The 17205-nt window shown below is 44.3% G+C and carries 18 protein-coding genes; 9 read left to right on the plus strand and 9 right to left on the minus strand.

The genetic code is table 11. The features are described from left to right. The first annotated feature begins 348 nt into the window (after nucleotides 1-348). Together AM228_RS18430 and AM228_RS18435 are read left to right on the plus strand one after the other, a co-directional pair. Complete coding sequence (locus AM228_RS18430) at nucleotides 349-873, plus strand: EndoU domain-containing protein (RefSeq protein WP_190879482.1); 525 nt, start codon at nucleotides 349-351, stop codon at nucleotides 871-873. Nucleotides 874-941: 68 nt separating this feature from the next. After that, entirely contained in the window at nucleotides 942-1280 is a 339-nt protein-coding gene (locus AM228_RS18435; RefSeq protein WP_054467923.1) for a hypothetical protein, read from the plus strand. Nucleotides 1281-1515: 235 nt separating this feature from the next. Here the strand turns inward: AM228_RS18435 and AM228_RS18440 are convergent, their stop codons facing one another. From AM228_RS18440 to bioB, 6 genes are all read right to left on the minus strand, one after another. Further along, on the minus strand, nucleotides 1516-3777 hold the full coding sequence (locus AM228_RS18440; RefSeq protein ID WP_054467925.1) for a PBP1A family penicillin-binding protein: 2262 nt from the start codon (nucleotides 3775-3777) through the stop codon (nucleotides 1516-1518). Nucleotides 3778-4070: 293 nt separating this feature from the next. Then, nucleotides 4071-4478 carry an AAA family ATPase gene (locus AM228_RS35425; protein WP_231636858.1) on the minus strand — a complete coding sequence of 136 codons (408 nt, stop codon included), beginning with the start codon at nucleotides 4476-4478 and terminating at the stop codon, nucleotides 4071-4073. Continuing rightward, nucleotides 4478-5134 carry an AAA family ATPase gene (locus AM228_RS35430; protein WP_369817772.1) on the minus strand — a complete coding sequence of 219 codons (657 nt, stop codon included), beginning with the start codon at nucleotides 5132-5134 and terminating at the stop codon, nucleotides 4478-4480. The genes AM228_RS35425 and AM228_RS35430 overlap by 1 nt, the downstream gene beginning before the upstream one ends. Before the next feature lie 71 nt (nucleotides 5135-5205). Beyond that, a complete protein-coding gene (gene lspA / locus AM228_RS18450; protein WP_054467980.1) occupies nucleotides 5206-5718 on the minus strand; it encodes a signal peptidase II in 513 nt (170 codons plus the stop codon). An 87-nt stretch (nucleotides 5719-5805) separates the two neighbouring features. After that, a complete protein-coding gene (locus AM228_RS18455; protein WP_156331890.1) occupies nucleotides 5806-6375 on the minus strand; it encodes a biotin transporter BioY in 570 nt (189 codons plus the stop codon). A 75-nt stretch (nucleotides 6376-6450) separates the two neighbouring features. Continuing rightward, nucleotides 6451-7590, minus strand: coding sequence for a biotin synthase BioB (gene bioB, locus AM228_RS18460; RefSeq protein WP_082348944.1), 1140 nt, complete (start codon nucleotides 7588-7590; stop codon nucleotides 6451-6453). A 746-nt stretch (nucleotides 7591-8336) separates the two neighbouring features. Between bioB and pstC the strand changes: the two genes are divergently transcribed. The 7 genes from pstC (at nucleotide 8337) to AM228_RS18500 (ending at nucleotide 14230) form a co-directional block, all read left to right on the plus strand. Beyond that, complete coding sequence (gene pstC, locus AM228_RS18465) at nucleotides 8337-9242, plus strand: phosphate ABC transporter permease subunit PstC (protein WP_054467927.1); 906 nt, start codon at nucleotides 8337-8339, stop codon at nucleotides 9240-9242. A 226-nt stretch (nucleotides 9243-9468) separates the two neighbouring features. Next, nucleotides 9469-10371 (plus strand): phosphate ABC transporter permease PstA, encoded by a 903-nt coding sequence (gene pstA / locus AM228_RS18470; protein WP_054467985.1) that lies wholly within the window; start codon nucleotides 9469-9471, stop codon nucleotides 10369-10371. Between the two features lie 303 nt (nucleotides 10372-10674). Further along, nucleotides 10675-11505 carry a phosphate ABC transporter ATP-binding protein PstB gene (gene pstB, locus AM228_RS18475; protein ID WP_054467928.1) on the plus strand — a complete coding sequence of 277 codons (831 nt, stop codon included), beginning with the start codon at nucleotides 10675-10677 and terminating at the stop codon, nucleotides 11503-11505. Between the two features lie 157 nt (nucleotides 11506-11662). Beyond that, nucleotides 11663-12448 (plus strand): sirohydrochlorin chelatase, encoded by a 786-nt coding sequence (locus AM228_RS18480; RefSeq protein ID WP_054467930.1) that lies wholly within the window; start codon nucleotides 11663-11665, stop codon nucleotides 12446-12448. 95 nt (nucleotides 12449-12543) lie between these two features. Further along, nucleotides 12544-13242 (plus strand): response regulator transcription factor NblR, encoded by a 699-nt coding sequence (gene nblR / locus AM228_RS18485; protein ID WP_054467932.1) that lies wholly within the window; start codon nucleotides 12544-12546, stop codon nucleotides 13240-13242. A gap of 95 nt (nucleotides 13243-13337) precedes the next feature. Further along, the gene (locus AM228_RS18490) at nucleotides 13338-13595 is read left to right on the plus strand and encodes a hypothetical protein (protein ID WP_054467935.1); all 258 of its coding nucleotides are present in this window, start codon (nucleotides 13338-13340) and stop codon (nucleotides 13593-13595) included. A gap of 419 nt (nucleotides 13596-14014) precedes the next feature. Further along, a complete protein-coding gene (locus AM228_RS18500; RefSeq protein WP_054467942.1) occupies nucleotides 14015-14230 on the plus strand; it encodes a DUF2949 domain-containing protein in 216 nt (71 codons plus the stop codon). 253 nt (nucleotides 14231-14483) lie between these two features. On the opposite strand, the gene AM228_RS18505 is transcribed toward AM228_RS18500, so the two are convergent. From AM228_RS18505 to trpC, 3 genes are all read right to left on the minus strand, one after another. Continuing rightward, nucleotides 14484-15635, minus strand: coding sequence for an alanine--glyoxylate aminotransferase family protein (locus AM228_RS18505; protein ID WP_054467944.1), 1152 nt, complete (start codon nucleotides 15633-15635; stop codon nucleotides 14484-14486). A 133-nt stretch (nucleotides 15636-15768) separates the two neighbouring features. Beyond that, nucleotides 15769-16053 carry a DUF5340 domain-containing protein gene (locus tag AM228_RS18510; protein ID WP_054467946.1) on the minus strand — a complete coding sequence of 95 codons (285 nt, stop codon included), beginning with the start codon at nucleotides 16051-16053 and terminating at the stop codon, nucleotides 15769-15771. A 240-nt stretch (nucleotides 16054-16293) separates the two neighbouring features. Further along, a complete protein-coding gene (trpC, locus tag AM228_RS18515; RefSeq protein WP_054467948.1) occupies nucleotides 16294-17199 on the minus strand; it encodes an indole-3-glycerol phosphate synthase TrpC in 906 nt (301 codons plus the stop codon). Between the last annotated feature and the right edge of the window lie 6 nt (nucleotides 17200-17205).

The following is a 17205-nucleotide window of genomic DNA, read 5'->3' on the forward strand; positions in this document are numbered from 1 at the left end:
CGATTCTGTGCTCACCGGAGTAATGCACCCAATCGCCATGATGAGCAATATATAGAATATCGCGATTCTCTTCGGAGTTGGTTCGCTCCGGCCAGACTGTCACTGATTCTTGATAATCTTTGCTTCAAACCGATTTAAACCATTTTGAGAAAAGCAGTTAATTAAAACAGATCGCGATCGCCTTTTTTCCCATTTTTTCCCAGATGTCAATTGCGGGAGCGATCGATTCTGGGTTAAAATTTTGCGTAAGGTGTGGCATCCCATGATTGTCTGACTTTCCCAGAAAATGCGATCGATGCCATCAAAAATGAAAAAATCTGCAAAAATATGAAAACTATACCTAAACTAATGGCGAGCGCGCTATCACTTTTTGGGGCGATCGTTTTCTTTGCTTGTGCCGCACCAAGTCAAGTCAATTGTGCTAATATAGATCATTGGTCGAGAACAAATCCCCCACTTAACCAGACCCATATATTCTGTGGGGAGTGGAGTCAAAACCGGCCTAAAGGATTTCATTCCCGACCCGGTGGAGTTACCCCCAATACGGTGGAAAACTTTCAAATTACTCAGTCAGCCAATAGCCAAGGAATTTACGGCGGAACCTGGAATTATTCCGGCCATTCTAACCAGAGAAAATTCTCCACCATGTTTCCAGATAGCTGCACGCAAACTCAAGTTTTAAACTCAATTATCTACGCCGCTACCCATCAACAAAATTGCCCATCAAATGCACCTAGGTGGGCTTGGTGTGGTCCTAATGCGCCAAGCGCTAACGCCGACAACTATTGTAAGAGTGATAATAATCGTTTATTTACAATAGCAGGCGCTTTCTTAAGCGATGGCCAAATTAACACGGCATTTCCTTTAAGATAGTCTTTAAAGTTATCTGATTTGGACGACTTTATTGACTTTTTGATCGTCTATTATTACCGTCAAACATTATGTCTAAAACTGCTTTTACCTGGCCGGGACACCGAAAAAATGACCCGGCTCATCTTCGGCTTTCCGAGTTTTTAATTATGGATATTCAGCACAGTCCTGAATGGGCTAGAGATTTACTGGATAAAATTACTTTAATTCAATCCGGTAGTTTACAAACCTGGCAAAGAATTGGTAATGCTTTTTGCCTTAGTTTATCTTATGAAGGGGCAACAATTGAGGATTTAATTGATGAAAGTAATCCGCCAGAAACTGTTTTAATAGAAGAATTTCATCAAGCAGCGATCGCCTGGTTACAACACACAGAAATGTTATCACAATCCGAACTAATTGATAATTAACAATTTTTAGTTGATGGTTGATGGTTGATGGTTGATGGTTGTTTGTTGGTGGGTAGGGATTCTTTTGTTGGTGGTTGTAGCCATCAACCATCAACAATTAACCATATAATCCCTACCCATCAACCATCAACCATCAACAAACAACAAACAACCATCAACCATCAACAAATAACCATCAACAAACAACCATCAACCATCAACCATCAACAAACAACCATCAACCATCGGTGACGAGTTACTTTTGATTCACCACTTCATTCATATAATTAGCCCAAACTTGGGCTGCTTGGCCACTACTGCCGGAGGTGGGACTATTGTCATCGTTGCCCAGCCAAACGCTGGTGATAAAATGTCGGCGGGGCAAATAGCCCACAAACCAAAGGTCTACGCCATTGTTGGTGGTGCCGGTTTTGCCCGCTTCTTCTCCCAAACCGATCGCCGCACCTCTGCCCGTGCCACTTTGCACCACGCCTTGTAACATTCGCGTCATGGTATCCGCCACCTCTGGGGAAAGGACTTGCCGGTTGGCTTCGGGGTTTTGTCCATATTCATAGATGACGCGGCAGGTTTCTCGGTTATTCAGGTCCTTGCAATCACTGCTATCTAAAATTCGCTTAATCCCATGAGCAGAGTTGAATTTTCCACCATTGGCTAATGCCGTTAATGCTCCGGTCATTTCTAACACGGTGACTTCACTTTGACCCAAAACCAAGCCCGGTACGGGATTGAGGTCGCTTTTAATCCCCAGTTCTCTGGCTTGACGCACGACGTTATTTAAGCCGACTTGTTGGGCAACCCGCAAGGCAACGGAATTTTCTGATTGGGCGATCGCTTGCCACATATCGATAAATCCACTGCTGCGTTCGCAAGGGGAAAAGGAAACCCCTTCCCAGACCAATGCGGCACAAGAATAGGTGGTATTCGGGGAAATTCCTTCTTCTAAAGCCGCAGTATAGGCAAAAATTTTAAAGGTCGATCCCGGTTGACGTAATGCTTGAGTAGCCCGATTAAATTGACTGATTTGATAGTCTACCCCTCCCGCTAAAGCCAAAATTTCCCCGGTTCGGGAGTCTACGGTGGCGATCGCCCCTTGCTCAAAGCCATAAATACCACCCATTTCGGCTACGGAATTTTTCAGGCTGTTCTCGGCTTTGGCTTGGATCTTCGGGTCTAAACCTGTTTCCACGATAAAATTACCTTCTCTGGCTAGACCCACCCCTAGCAAAGACTCCAATTCCTCAAACACATAACTATAGAAATAAGGGGCAATGGTGTTGCCAATAATTTCTTTGGCTTTGGAATGCACAGAAATCCGCGATCGGCGGGCGCGATCGGCTTCTTCTTGGCTAATCATGCCCAATTTCAGCATCCGATAGATCACACCATCGCGGTATTTCACCGCCAAAGAATAATTTTGCACCGGGTTAAACGCATTCGGGGCAGGCAACATTCCCACCAAAGTTGCCGCCTCGGATAAATTGAGATTTCGGGCGGACTTGCCAAAGTAAAACTGGGCCGCATCCTCAAATCCATAGAGGTCAATGCCCAAATAGACTCGATTTAAATAAGCCAGCAGTAGATCGTTCTTGCCATAAAATGTTTCTAACTTCAAGGCCACCAAGGCTTCTCGGAGTTTGCGCCCCGCAGAATCTTGAGTCCCTACATACTCCCGAAATAGACTCCGGGCCAACTGTTGTGTTAGGGTACTCGCCCCTTGGCTAATGCTGCCTCCGCTTAAATTCACCAATACCGCCCGGGTAACGCCAATCGGATCGACCCCCAAGTGCCAATAAAACCGGCTATCTTCCGAAGCAATTAAGGCTTTTGACAAATAGGGGGAAAACTCTTCTAATCGTTTGATTTCTCGGTGAGCATGGCTATAAGACGGACGTAGTGGGGTTTGTCCGTCCCGAGCATAGACCACCACAGGCCCAGAAATCGATGTGGGCAAGGGTTTGACCGAGACTTTTTGCCACGCGATCGCGATCGATAATCCGAATAACGCACTTATGCCGGTGAAGCCGTACAGGGACCAGCGCAACATCAGGATATACCACGGTGGCGGATTCACATATTTAATTTGGACTGCATCCGCTAATTCCGGAGGGCCGAGACTAAACACCGCCCCATGTTCCAGGACTATTTTCGTAATCCGTCGTTTACCCTGATACACACCGTTGGTTGACTTCTCATCTTTCAGGATAAATGGGGCATAACGCTGCTGAGAATTCCGACTTAAAGATAGATGAACTTGACTCACCAGTGGATTCCGCACCACAATATCACTGGTTTTGGACGATCGCCCCAACAAGTAGCGATCGCCCAGCAAAGGATAAACCTCTGGTTTATTAGCATTGGGTTCAGAAATCCACAATTCCGGGACTTTAGCATTCGGTTTCAGCTTCAGCTTTCCCATCACTTGGGCGTGAACTGTTTGCACCGCTTGGGTGACAACATTCAGAATCGTTTTGGGTCTTTGGGGGGGTGGTGGGGTCATATCCTCTGAAAATTCAGCGACTAACGATTGAGTATGAGGTTTGCTTGATCTCAATTTTAAGGCTTAGAGATCGGGCAACGACCAGATCGCGATCGGCAAAAAAGCCAAAAAAAGCTAATCGGATACTCAAATGAGCAGCGATTCCCTACGGGACGCTTCGCGATCGCTACAAAGATATCAGCCATTTTTCCTGAAAAGCGACTAAAAAATGTCCTAATTTCCTAAATATTCCGTTAACATTGAATTTACAAATTCTTCTTCTGTCTGTCCCTCCGCAATAATATGTAACCGAATCATCGCCGTGGTCTTCCTCCAATAATATTTTTATTCCAGATTTCAGACAAAGAATACTCAGCTAACCAATCTTCAAGCTTAGACTCTTCTAATCTAGAAAAATAAGATTTCCCATCTTTCCGTTCTACGACAATAATATCTTCAGGCTCAAAACAATCAATCAATAGAGGAGACTGAGTAGCTAAAATCACTTGACTATAATGGGACACACTCTTGATCAAGCCACCAATAATATTAATCGCATAAGGATGTAAACCCAACTCAGGTTCATCCAAAATTAAAACTTCAGGTAAATTATCTGGTGGTTGTAACAAGAGAGTCAGTAAGGCGATCGTTCTTAATGTTCCATCGGAGACTTGATGGGCGCTAAACACTAAATCTGTATCTCGTTCACTCCATTGTAACATCACCGAATTGTTAATTGGTTCCAAAACAAAATCGGCAAAAAAAGGCGCAATTTGCTGCTTTCTACAATGATTTTATAATAGATGGGTTCTGTTTCTTTCAGCCGCAACAGAAAAGGGGCTAAATTTGCCGCATCTTCACGCAGATATCGGCTATCCTCAATATTCCATCTTTGGCGAACTCGCGCTGTATCTGAAGTGTTATGAAACTGATATACGGCACAACCTTGCATTAGCCTAAAAATTGTTCTAGCCGTTGGATCGCCTAAATTATTTAGATCAATTAATTTGGCTTCTTTATGACCGGCATCTAATAAAGTCCAATCAGCCAATCCATTAAAAGTATTCCGAGAAAATCGATAGCGTTCATCAGCAAAGATTAAAGTATCCGGTGCCCCATGAAATAGCCGACAAAAGTATTCACTTCTGCCCGCTTCGGTTTCAAAATGAAATTCAGCTTCCATTTGTGGAGTCACAGACGCACCATTAAAAAGTAAAGAATTTGCGCCTCCCGCTTGGCCAATAAAAAATTTCAATTTCCCCGGAGATTGCATCATCCATCGCAATAATTTAAACCCAGAAATTAAATTAGACTTACCCGCACCATTAGCGCCAATTAAAATATTTACTGGCTTTAAATATAAGTCTAATTCTTTAATTGACTTATATCAATTTATTCTTAAAAAAATTAACATAGCCACTCTATCTAATATTAACTAAGCTAAATCAATTAATCTTGTTTAGTTATATTGGAAATTTTTTGTTGTTGGGTCTTTTTAATTTTTTCTGTAGGATGAGGCATAAAAATACTCAGCAAAATTAAACAAATAATCCCCAGGTTAATCGAAACATCAGCTACATTAAAAATCGGAAAGTTAATCAGCTTGAAGTGTAAAAAGTCCACCACTTCTCCGGCAACAAAGCGGTCAATCCCATTGCCCAAAGCCCCGGCTAAAATCAACCCATAACCTGCTTGTTCCCAGGGATTAAATCTTGGGCCAAAGCAGGCTAACGCGATTAATCCTAAACTAACCGCTAAAGACAGCCAACGCAACCAAGCAGCACCAGGAAAAAGACTAAATGCGGCGCCGGGATTGGTGACATAAGTAAAGTGAAACACATCGGGCCATAAGGCCCAACTTTCTTTAAACTCAAAGTTTTGCACCACCCAATATTTAGTAAATCGGTCAAATCCCAAACTAATCAAAGCCGCGATCCAAAATACGCTATTTTTAAATTTCATATTTAATTGCATCATTTTCTCCATAATTCAAAGTTAACAAATTGCATTTAGGGGTGATTTACCCAAATTAACCCACAACCAGACAACTTAATAAAGCAGAAACTTTCGCAACATAAAAGCCAATACTGTCACCTCACAGACAATAACTAAATGTCCTAACAAGGGGGCGACGGAGTATTTAAATATTTGGGGCACTAATGGTACATCAATAAAGTAATGACTGACAATTAAATAGCTGATGCCCACCATATGAATCACCAGTAATCCACAAAGACAACTGAACGCCAGATATTCCAACCGCAAGCGTTTTCTAAAAGCCAAGGTGCCACAAACCCAACCCCCCGGAACAAATCCGAGTAAGTAGCCAATGGAAGGTTCCTTTAAATACGTCCACCCCCCCCCTTGGCTAAACACCGGCAGCCAGAGTAATCCTAAGATTAAATAAGCAATTTGCGATAGTGTACCGGCTTTTTTACCGCCCAAACATCCGATTAATAAAACAGCCCCAATTTGATAGGTGACACCCAGAGAAAAAATGGAAATTCCCTGGGAGTCCCAATCCCAAGGAGGGCTGATCATTGAGGCTTCGATAAAGGTGCCAGCAATTGTTAGTAGCAAGCCAATCAAAGCCCACATTAATTCCAAAGGAAAAGTCACGTTTTTCGCCGAAGCCACAATTTACAAGTTATTTACCGGCTAGATTGATAGACCATTGGTTGATGGTGGAATTGTTTAATGGTCGAAAACCGGCACGGGGGCTTCTGAACCTTCTAGCCCAAGTTGGGCGAGCATTTCATGGTCTTTTTCTGGGGGTTGCCCTAGGGTGGTGAGGTAATGGCCAATCAGCATGGCATTAATTCCCGCTTTTAAGCCTTGGGCTTGGAGTTCGCCCATGACCGCTTCTCTGCCACCGGCGTAGCGAATAATTTGTGTGGGCAGGATCAGCCGGAAAATGGCGATCGCCTTTAAAGCTTCGTAAGGATCGAGCTTAGAACAATGGTCTAATGGGGTGCCTTCGCGAGGATTCAGTAAATTCAACGGCACTGACTCGACTTCCAGTTCGCGCAACGATAACGCTAAATCTACCCGATTTTCCCAGGTTTCCCCCATGCCGATAATCCCGCCGGTACAAGCTTGGATCCCTGCGGCTTTTAGGTTCTTGACCGTTTCCACCCGGTCTTGCCAACTGTGGGTGGTGACAACTTCGGGATAAAAATCTTCAGCCGCTTCTAAATTATGGTTGTACCGAGTGACACCGGCTTCGCGCAAAGCTTTTGCTTGTTCTAGAGTCACCTCACCTAATGCACAGCAAGGCTTAACATTGGTTTCCGCAGCAATGCGGCGAACTGTAGCGAGAATTTGCTCAAATTCTGCCGATTTTGGACTATGATATTTAGGACCCCTTCCTTGAGACACCAGACAGAAGCGACTAGCGCCTGCTTCCTCTGCGGCTTTAGCTTGCGCTAATATCTCGTCTGGGGACTTAAGTCCGTAAATCGGAGAATTTTCTCCGGGGTGATGAGCGGATTGGGAGCAAAACGCGCAATTTTCTGAGCAATTGCCAGATTTGACGTTGATGATGCTGCACAAATCTACTTTGTTGCCGCAACAAGCTTGTCGCACCTGATCGGCGGCTGCACACAAAAGTAGGATATTCTCCTGACCCTCGATTTGGGTCAATGCGATCGCCTCTTGTTTTTGCAGCAGTTCCCCGGCAATAATTCTGGCCGTTCGGTTTTCTAACCACTGCTGGAGTTCCTCTTTTGTCCAGGTGGATGATGGCAAGCTAATCGATGAATTCTGAGAAATTAATAACTTAGTAGAACTTGAGACTTGTGTTTGTAGCACTTTTGGATCCTTAATGATGACCATGACTATAGCGTGTTGGCATTTTACCATCAGCCTGGGGGTGTCAGCATTTCTCAAGCCAATGACTTTTTATCTCCTAGGGCGCCCCTAATCCCATTGCCAGTATGCTCACCGGAAGCAAACCCCTGCGATCGATCGTTGTTTTGATGGTGCTAATTTGAGAAAATTTTGAGAAAATTCTGAAGATATTTCTAATTCTCCTTTGATCTTTGATAATTTATTTTAAATAAAGCTTTAACTTTCTGGCATCGATGGTTATGATATAAAATCAGCGAAAAAAATTGATGACTGTTAAAATATTGCAAAAATCAACAAATCCTGCCTGATTTTCTAGACGTTTCTTAAACTTTTCTTAATGAAATCTTAACATTTTTTTCAGCAAAAGTGGTATAATTAGATACGGATTATTTGGTTTTTTTAATTAATTCTTGTCGATTATTGTATATTTTTATTACAAAAAATCATTTCCCTGTTAAATTTATAGGATCAAATATTATTGAACTGATAAATTATCTGATAAAAACAAAGCAGTCTTGATCAGTAAAAAAACATCAAAAAAATTAAATCAAATTACCAAAAAAATATCGTCATTCAATTAATGGCCTAATTGCCATGAATTAAGACCTGAGTCAACGGCATAGATATTATGAGTGAATGAAAAAATTATAATTTCCAGTATGGGATTAAAAATCCTCAAGGGATAAGATGTTCCCTGGATCTGAAAGTTTTGCTGAAGTACACACAAATTTATGAGTTTATCAAACCGGGAAGATAAGTTTAAAGGATCTGATTCGGGTGTCAGTTGGCCACAAATTTTAGAAAAAGGATTCGTTTGGCTCGCTCGAATCTTAGCGTTTGCCGTCCTAGCCACTTTGATCTGGATGGTTGTGATTGTCACCCTGGAAGCTTGGCCAGCGATCGCCAAATATGGTTTAGGTTTTCTTACTTCTAGTGGTTGGGCACCCAATCGAGAAGAATATGGTGCGTTACCGCACATTTATGGCACCCTCGTCAGTTCTCTGATTGCCCTAATCTTAGCGGTGCCAGTGGGTTTAGGGGTGGCCATTTTTTTAAGTGAAGACTATTTACCCCCGAATATTCAACAGGGGATCTCTTTTTTGGTGGAACTGTTAGCCGCAATTCCTAGTGTGGTTTACGGACTCTGGGGAATTTTTGTGGTGATTCCCTTATTAAGACCCATCGGCGTCAATGGTCCGTGCTTACTAGCCTCTTCAGTAGTATTGGCGATTATGATATTGCCCACCATTGCCGTCCTAGCGCGGGATGCCCTGCTCAACGTTCCCGACATTTTGCGTCAAGGAGCTTATGGCCTCGGTGCAACTCGGTGGGAAACCATTTTACGAGTTTTACTACCCGCTGCTTTTTCCGGAATTGTTGGTGCTATTATGCTGGCACTCGGTCGCGCCTTGGGAGAAACAATGGCTGTCACCATGCTAATTGGCAACAACCCTAAAATTAGCTTTTCGTTGTTCGCTCCAGCCAGTAGTATTGCCGGTCTATTGGCCAATCAATTTGCCGAGGCGGATGGGATGCAAGTTTACGCTTTAATGTATGCAGCGTTGATTTTATTTGCCCTGACCTTGGTGGTGAATATGTTGGCTGAGGTTTTAATTCGCCGCGTCCAAAGAATTTAAAGGGTAGGAATTTAAAGCTTAGATTGTTCACGGTTAATCTTTAACCCTTAACCGTTAACCGTAAAAGCTGAATCATCCCCGATGAAAAATTGAAAAGATTGATGATTTCAAGGATTGATTGTTGACGGTTAACAGTGAACAATCAGCAACAACGATGCCCCAAGAGTTAAGGGTTAAACGAAATCAGGAAAATATCCAGAATATATCCAGAATATATCCAGAAAATATGAGTGTCAAATACCCAAATACCCAAGATACTGCTTCGATCAGTGCCAGTAGTTTAAGGCGTTCTCCTCAGTCTCGGAGAACCTTATTTAGTTTGGTGATGAGTGCCTTAGCTGGGGTAGCAGCGATCGCCGCACTTTTACCATTGGGCGCCGTATTATCTTATGTACTTTATAAAGGTTTTAACGGTCTGAGTCTCAGCGTTTTTACCGAATTGCCGCCTGCAGCGATGCAACAAGAACCCGGTGGCTTTGCCAATGCGATCGTGGGCACCCTCGTGATGGTGGGAATCGCCGCTTTAATTAGCATTCCTATTGGCGTCATGGCGGCAATTTTTGTCTCAGAATTTGGCAATAATGGCCAATTTTCTTCTTGGGTAAGATTTGCGACGAACGTACTCAGTGGCGTGCCTTCGATTATTGTTGGTGTATTTGCTTATGGGGTTGTGGTATTAACTACCGGCACATTTTCCGCCATTGCTGGTGGATTTGCTTTGTCGATTTTAATGTTACCAATTATAGTCCGAGCCACGGAAGAATCCCTAAAATTAGTCCCAGATGAAATTCGCCAGGGGGCAGTGGGTCTGGGGGCGCGTAACTACCAAACCGTATTTTTAGTTGTCTTGCCCGCTGCTTTACCGGCAATTTTAACTGGGGTGACGTTGGCCGTAGCCCGCGCAGCGGGAGAAACCGCCCCATTGATTTTTACCGCCTTGTTTACCCAATTCTGGCCTCGATCGCTCATGGAACCAACTCCCTCTCTGTCCGTTTTGGTTTACAACTTTGCGATCGTCCCGTTTGACAATCAGGTGGAATTAGCCTGGGTCGGTTCTCTGGTACTGGTACTGATGGTGCTGATCACCAGTGTGATTTCCCGGTGGGCGACTTCCCGTAAAGTTTATTAAGCTATTTCACCCAACATTTCAGCAATTTACTAATATTTTCCGAAAAATAAATTGCTAAAATTGCTAAAATTGCCAATTATTCTGAGCATAGAAACTCAAAAAAATTAGATAAAAAAAATAGAAGGAAAAATATGGATTATTGAAATAATTTTTAACCCTAGGATGATGATGAAATAAATTATTATCTGGGAATAATATATGCAGTAAAATATCGATTAATTGTTTGATATAATCTTGATAATTTAGTCAGGATTATTGCTGATTTTCTATCTATCGGCTATTAATTAAAGAAAAAGAGGTTGTATGAATTATTCCAGTGAATTGAATCATTCTCGAAGTGAGGAATCTCACCAGAAAATTGAGACGGTGTTTGATACTGAAAATGTCAACATCTATTATGGGAATTTTTTGGCAGTGCGGAATGTGAATGTAAAAATTCCCAAAAACCGGATCACTGCTTTCATTGGACCGAGTGGTTGCGGCAAGAGTACCTTGTTACGCTCTTATAATCGCTTGAATGATTTGATTAAAAGCTTTCGCTTAGAAGGGACGATTAAATATCGTGGCCATGATATTTATCACCCCCAAGTGGATCCAGTGGAAGTGCGACGACGCATTGGCATGGTCTTTCAAAAACCGAATCCTTTCCCCAAATCAATTTATGACAATGTGGCATTTGGCCCCCGCATCAATGGGTATAAAGGGGACATGGATGAGTTAGTGGAACGCTGTTTAAAACAAGCGGCAGTCTGGGATGAAGTGAAAGATAAGTTGCAACAAAGTGGTTTGGCAATTTCCGGAGGTCAACAGCAGCGTTTGTGTATTGCTCGTGCTTTGGCTGTGCAACCAGATGTGTTGCTGATGGACGAACCCTGTTCGGCCCTTGACCCAATCTCTACTTTGAGAATTGAAGAGGTGCTGCACCAACTGAAGCAAGATTATACGATTGTCATTGTCACCCATAATATGCAGCAAGCTTCGCGGGTGTCTGATATGACGGCGTTTTTCAATGTGGATCCGAATGAAAAAGGCCAAAGAGTTGGTTACTTAGTTGAATATGACCAAACTGAAAAAATATTCCATAATCCTGCTGAAGAAGCAACCCAAGCTTATGTAAGCGGTCGTTTCGGTTAAACAGTTAAACACATTTAAGGGTTGATTGGGGATTTTTTCAGGACGGCATCATTATTTATTATGATGTCGTTTTGTTATTTGTTAAAACAACAAACAACGAACAACGAACAACAAAAGAATCCCTACCCAACAACAAATAACAAATAACAAATAACAAATGCATAAAGTAGCGTATTTATTGGTAGTACATGGCAGTCATCACCCTAGCTACAATGCAGCGGTGAAAGAACTCACTGTGTTAGTGCAGGAGCGGGCGATCGGTAGGAGTCAAACCTTGGGATTGGGGAGGACTTTGGTGGATGTGGCTTTTTTGGAGGCTCATCCTTTGCCGTTACATGAGCAAATTGTGGCCTTTGCCGATCGCGCTGTCCAGCAAGGGATGAGGCGGATTCAGGTTTTGCCGTTATTTTTGTTGCCCGGAGTCCATGTTTATGAAGATATTCCCGCTGAGGTGGCCATAGCCCGAAATCTGATAGACCCAAAGATCGCCCTGGAATTGTTGCCCTATATAGGAACTCAGCAGAAGGCTTTGAGTGGTTTGCTGCTGTCCCGGATGGCGGCAGTGAATGATTCATCCGCCGCTAGTATCGCGATTTTATTTTCTCACGGAAGTCGTCGGCATGGGGGAAATCAGCCGGTGGAGGCGATCGCCCATTACTTGGCTGAACTATCGGGGCTGGAGGTAGTGACGGCGTATTCGTTTGTGGCCCCTTTCTTGTCTGATATCTTGGCTACCCTAAAAAGCAGGCAAACTGTCAAAATGGGCTATCAGCAGATGGCGATTTTGCCTTATGTTTTATTTCCAGGAGGACTGACGGAGGCGATCGCTGATTCTGTCACCCAACTCTGCGGAACATTTGAAGATATCCAGATCAAAGTGGCTCAACCCATTGCTGTGTCTAGGGATTTCGCCGAATTAATTGTCTCAATGGCTGAGAATTGATTGATATAACAATGGTGGTTACCCCAAAGATGAACCTAACCGACCGATTCGGGTTCGCTTTCGGTGGCGATCGCTAAAATCCTACACCAATCAATATGAATCCAGTTGCTCTGCAAATAAATCCTTCTGTCCTCGTGGTTGAATCAGATCCAGTCTTAGCTGGGCAAATCTGCGAAGATTTGCAAACCGCCAGGTATCAACCATTCATAGCGCCGGATGCCAAAACGGGCTGGCATCAGGTCAATCTCCACCAACCTCATTTAATTGTCATTGCCAGAATGTTGGGATCGGAATCGGGTTTAGAGTTGTGTAGCCAACTGAGACGGGAGGGGAATTATGTCCCGGTATTAATGCTTTTGGTTAGAGATACTCTCCCTGATCGAATTGCTTGTTTAGAAGCCGGGGCGGATGATTATTTTCTCAAGCCGTATCGTCGGGAGGACTTTCTCAAGTTAATTCATCTGTACCTGAAACCGGAAACTCATGGCAACGATCGATTACACTTTGGGGATTTTATCCTGGACTTATCGAAGCGGACGGTTTTACGCAATAACCAAGAGATGATTGCTTTAACCATGAAAGAATTTGAACTACTGAAATATTTAATGGAGCATCCTCGTGAAGTCCTCAGCCGCGACCAGATTTTGGAAAATGTCTGGGGCTATGATTTTATGGGCGAGTCGAATGTGATTGAAGTGTATATCCGTTATTTACGTCTGAAATTAGAAAGCAATGGTAACAAACGGCTGATTCATACGGTGCGAGGTTTGGGTTATGTGTTGCGGGAGGCTTGATTCTCTGACTTTGACCGGACTGGTGATGGGGAGAATTGGAGCGATGTAAAAAATTTTTCCGAATTTTTTACAAAACTTATTAAAGATGTTTTAGAATGAGCGAAATTTGGGCTATCCCTGGGATAGCAGTCCCCCGGTTTGCTGACGGGGGCGATCGCCCTGGTAATATGGCCGAAATTTTGCCAATGGCTACCCAGTACGGTGGTAAAAACGGCGCTAGGTCTGCTAGAATCCGCAAGGCCATAAATACAACGCCAAATAGCCGCCAAATACAACGGCTATTCGCTGACCAATTTCGATATTCAATTTGTCATAGTCTCTTGACAAATGCACCCCTCAGACTTAGACTATAGGTTTAAGAGTGGGTAAAATTTTCGATGCGTAAATTTACTGAGCAACTTGAAAAAAAAAATCAGTAATTTCGCTGATGTCATTTAAGCAATCCTATGCTGAACTAGGATCAGACGTGATGATTGCTTATTGACAGGAATCGGCCTAGTGTGGTGTGTGAGTTTTTGCGTTGCGGCGCTGGCACGACAAGCGATCAAAATGGATTTAAGCTAAGAAAATGATCTCGATTTCGCGATGATCCCAGAGGGTTAAACGCTGATCCCCGAATTGAAGCACCCAAAGGGCGATCGCTTTATTCGTTAGGAATGAATTATCTAGCCGTTGGTTGAGTGTACAGATTAAAAACTGGCTACTTAGGGTAGGCGTGGATAAAAAAACAGTTGAAATAATAGACTTTAAGATTTCGGAGGTTGACTGAGCCATGGGACGATCCAGTTATTCTCAATTTATTCGGTTTTTGCAAGAAGATTTGGCGATTTCTGCCTCTTCAATTGATTTAGCCGAGCGGGTTTGTGGTTCTTTTGGGATTCGCAATCGTGAGTCCGATCCGATGCCTTTACCAATGGTACTTTGGCAATATGGCTTAGTCACCATTCAGCAGTTAGAGCGAATTTTTGACTGGCTGGAAACGGCATAGATTTCACAAACACTATAGGAGGCTCCATCGGATGGAATCATTTAATGATGAGCCAACTGATCGGATCAACCGCTGCGATCGCTTTTCTCGGTTAGCTTTTTTTAGGGGGGGTAGGGGTGGCGCCCAAGTCGGACATCAGGGAAAATTGATTTGCAGCCAATTGTTATGGATTAAAAAAGGGTGAACTGTTCATGGCGAACAATTCACCCTTTTTTGCGGCATTTTTACTTACTTTTTACTTACTTTTTACTGACTACTGAGCAAAGACCTGGCTGGCGGCGGCTACACCTGCCCCTGGGGTGACGTTACTCACACCTAACTCGACGAGGGCGGTTTCTAAGGCGGCGATCGCTGTGAGAATGTCGCGATCGCTCACAAAGCCCAAATGCCCCATGCGGAAAATCTTGCCTTTCAGGTGGTCTTGACCTCCCGCCAGAATAATATCAAATCGTTTTTTCAGAATCGATCGCACCTGTTCTGCTTCCACCGACACCGGGGCCACAGCGGTAATAGCAGGAGAAGCCGCTTCATCTGGGGCAAACAAAGGCATTCCCAGAGCTTTCACCGCAGCGCGGGTAGCGTTCTTATGCCGTTGATGTCGGGCAAAAATATTTTCCAACCCTTCGGCTTTCATCATCCCCAAACTCGCTTGCAGACCATACATTAAATTCACTGGGGGAGTAAAGGGGCTGCTATTTTTCGCGGCGGCTTTGCGATATTTGCCTAAATCCAAATAGTATCGAGGTAGGGTTGCGGTTTTGTAAGCTTCCCAGGCTTTGGCACTCACCGCCACAAATCCCATACCCGGTGGCACCATAAACCCTTTTTGGGAACCGGAAGCCACCACGTCTAAACCCCATTCATCGATGGGAATATGCACCGCACCCAAACTGGTGACGGCATCCACAATAATTAAAGCTTGTCCGTGGGCTTTGACGTGACGGTTAATGGTTGCTAAATCGTTGATCACCCCCGTGGAGGTTTCGCTGTGAGTCACGATCACCGCTTTGATTTGCTTGTCCTTGTCCGCTTCCAGCTTGACGCGAAACTCTTCCGGGTCGAGGGGTTTGCCCCATTCTGCCGTCACTTGTTCCACGTTTAAATTATAAGCGGTGGCGACTTCGACCCAGCGCTCGCCAAATTTCCCATTACAGCCCACCAAAACACGATCGCCTGCACTGAGAAAATTAATAATTCCCGCTTCCATTGCCCCAGTGCCCGATGAAGTCAACATCAGCACATCCCCTTGGGTTTGGTGCAACCATTTCAGATTCTCGGTAATTTCCCCGGCGATCGCTTCAAAATCCTTGCTTCTATGACCCATCGGGTGTTTGGCCATCGCCAGTAAAACTCTTTCTGGCACGGGGGTTGGGCCAGGAATCATCAGCATTAACTTATCGTCCATGAATTTTCTTCCTAAAATTAATCAGTATTTGACCGTTAACAGATAACCGTTATTTGTTATTTGTTATTTGTTATTCGTTATGGATCGGACTAACACCAAATAACAAATAAAAAAGTAACAAATAACAAATATATCACCGATCGTCTAAGGTTGGAGGCGGTGCGGTCAAGCTGGCATCTTCCCTGCTTTCCCCCGATCCTTTATTCAAAGACCAACGGTATTCAATGGCTAAGTTTTCATGTTGACAACTCTCTTCTAGTCGCTTTTGTTGGGCGAAAGCTTTGCGAAGGGTTGCGATTAACTGACGCACTTGGTCTCGCTGGGGAGAGTTTTGTCCCACCGCAAACATCGTCTGTCGCTCCAGCAGTTGCAACAAAAGTTCGTAGTGGACATGAGAAGGAAGGGGGATAGGAGCCATGACAGCCAATTTAGTTTATACCAATATCGAATCAAGATTATATGTAGGGGCGGGGGAGCGGGGGAGCGGGGTGTAGGGTGTAGGGTGTGGGGTGTGGGGAGTGGGGTGTGGGGGAAGAGGATNNTTCTCTTTTCTCTATTCTCTTTTCTCTCTTCCCCCCACACCCTACACCGATGGCGGCCCTACACCTATGGCTGCCCTATACCCTACACCCTACACCCTACTGGTTCGGTGACCGATTTAATCCACACTAGCAATTAGCTGGGCTAATGCGATGCCCGGGTCGGGTTGTTTCACTAAGGACTCCCCGATCAGAACGGCATTGGCTCCGGCATTGCTCACTTGTTTTAAGTCAGCGCCGCTGTGCAAACCTGATTCGCTGACCACTAGGATACCGCGTTCAGTGAGTTGTTGACCTCTTTGTGCCAGCAAGTCACAGGTGGTTTGCAGATCCACGGAAAAATCTTGCAGGTTGCGATTGTTAATCCCCACCAAGGTGACGCCATCAATGGCCAATACCCGGTCAAGTTCCGCGAGGGTATGGACTTCAATTAAGGGGGTTATGCCCAGAGATTTGGCGATTTTCACAAAATATTTTAGGTCTTGGTCGGATAGAATGGCCGCAATGAGTAAGATGGCATCGGCGCCTTTGGTTCGTGCCAGATAAATTTGGTAGGGATAAATAATAAATTCTTTGCATAATAAGGGCAAATCCACCACCGCCCGAACTTTTTCTAAGTTCTCAAAGCTGCCTTGAAAGAATTTTTCATCGGTGAGGATGGATAGGCAACTGGCTCCCCCTTGTTGGTAAGCGCGGGCGATCGCTTCTGGGTCGAAGTCTTCCCGAATCACTCCTTTGGAGGGGGACGCTTTTTTCACTTCCGCAATTACCGCTGGATTGGTTTTACTCTGGCGCAATGCCAAGACAAAGTCTTTGGTAGGGGGCAAGGTGGCTAGTTGTTTTTGTAGTTCCACCAAGGGAACGCGATCGCGCCACTGAGCCACTTCTGTTTCTTTGTGCCAGACAATTTCTTCCAGAATATGCCTGGGTTCAGCATCGGGCACCTGTACCTGATAGCGCAACTGTTTCACATCCACTGGGGGGTTGGGCGGACGACGGCGAATTTGTAACTCTTGATTCTTCACGATACT

Origin of the sequence: Planktothricoides sp. SR001, from assembly GCF_001276715.1 — a bacterium.
Lineage (GTDB): Bacteria > Cyanobacteriota > Cyanobacteriia > Cyanobacteriales > Laspinemataceae > Planktothricoides > Planktothricoides raciborskii.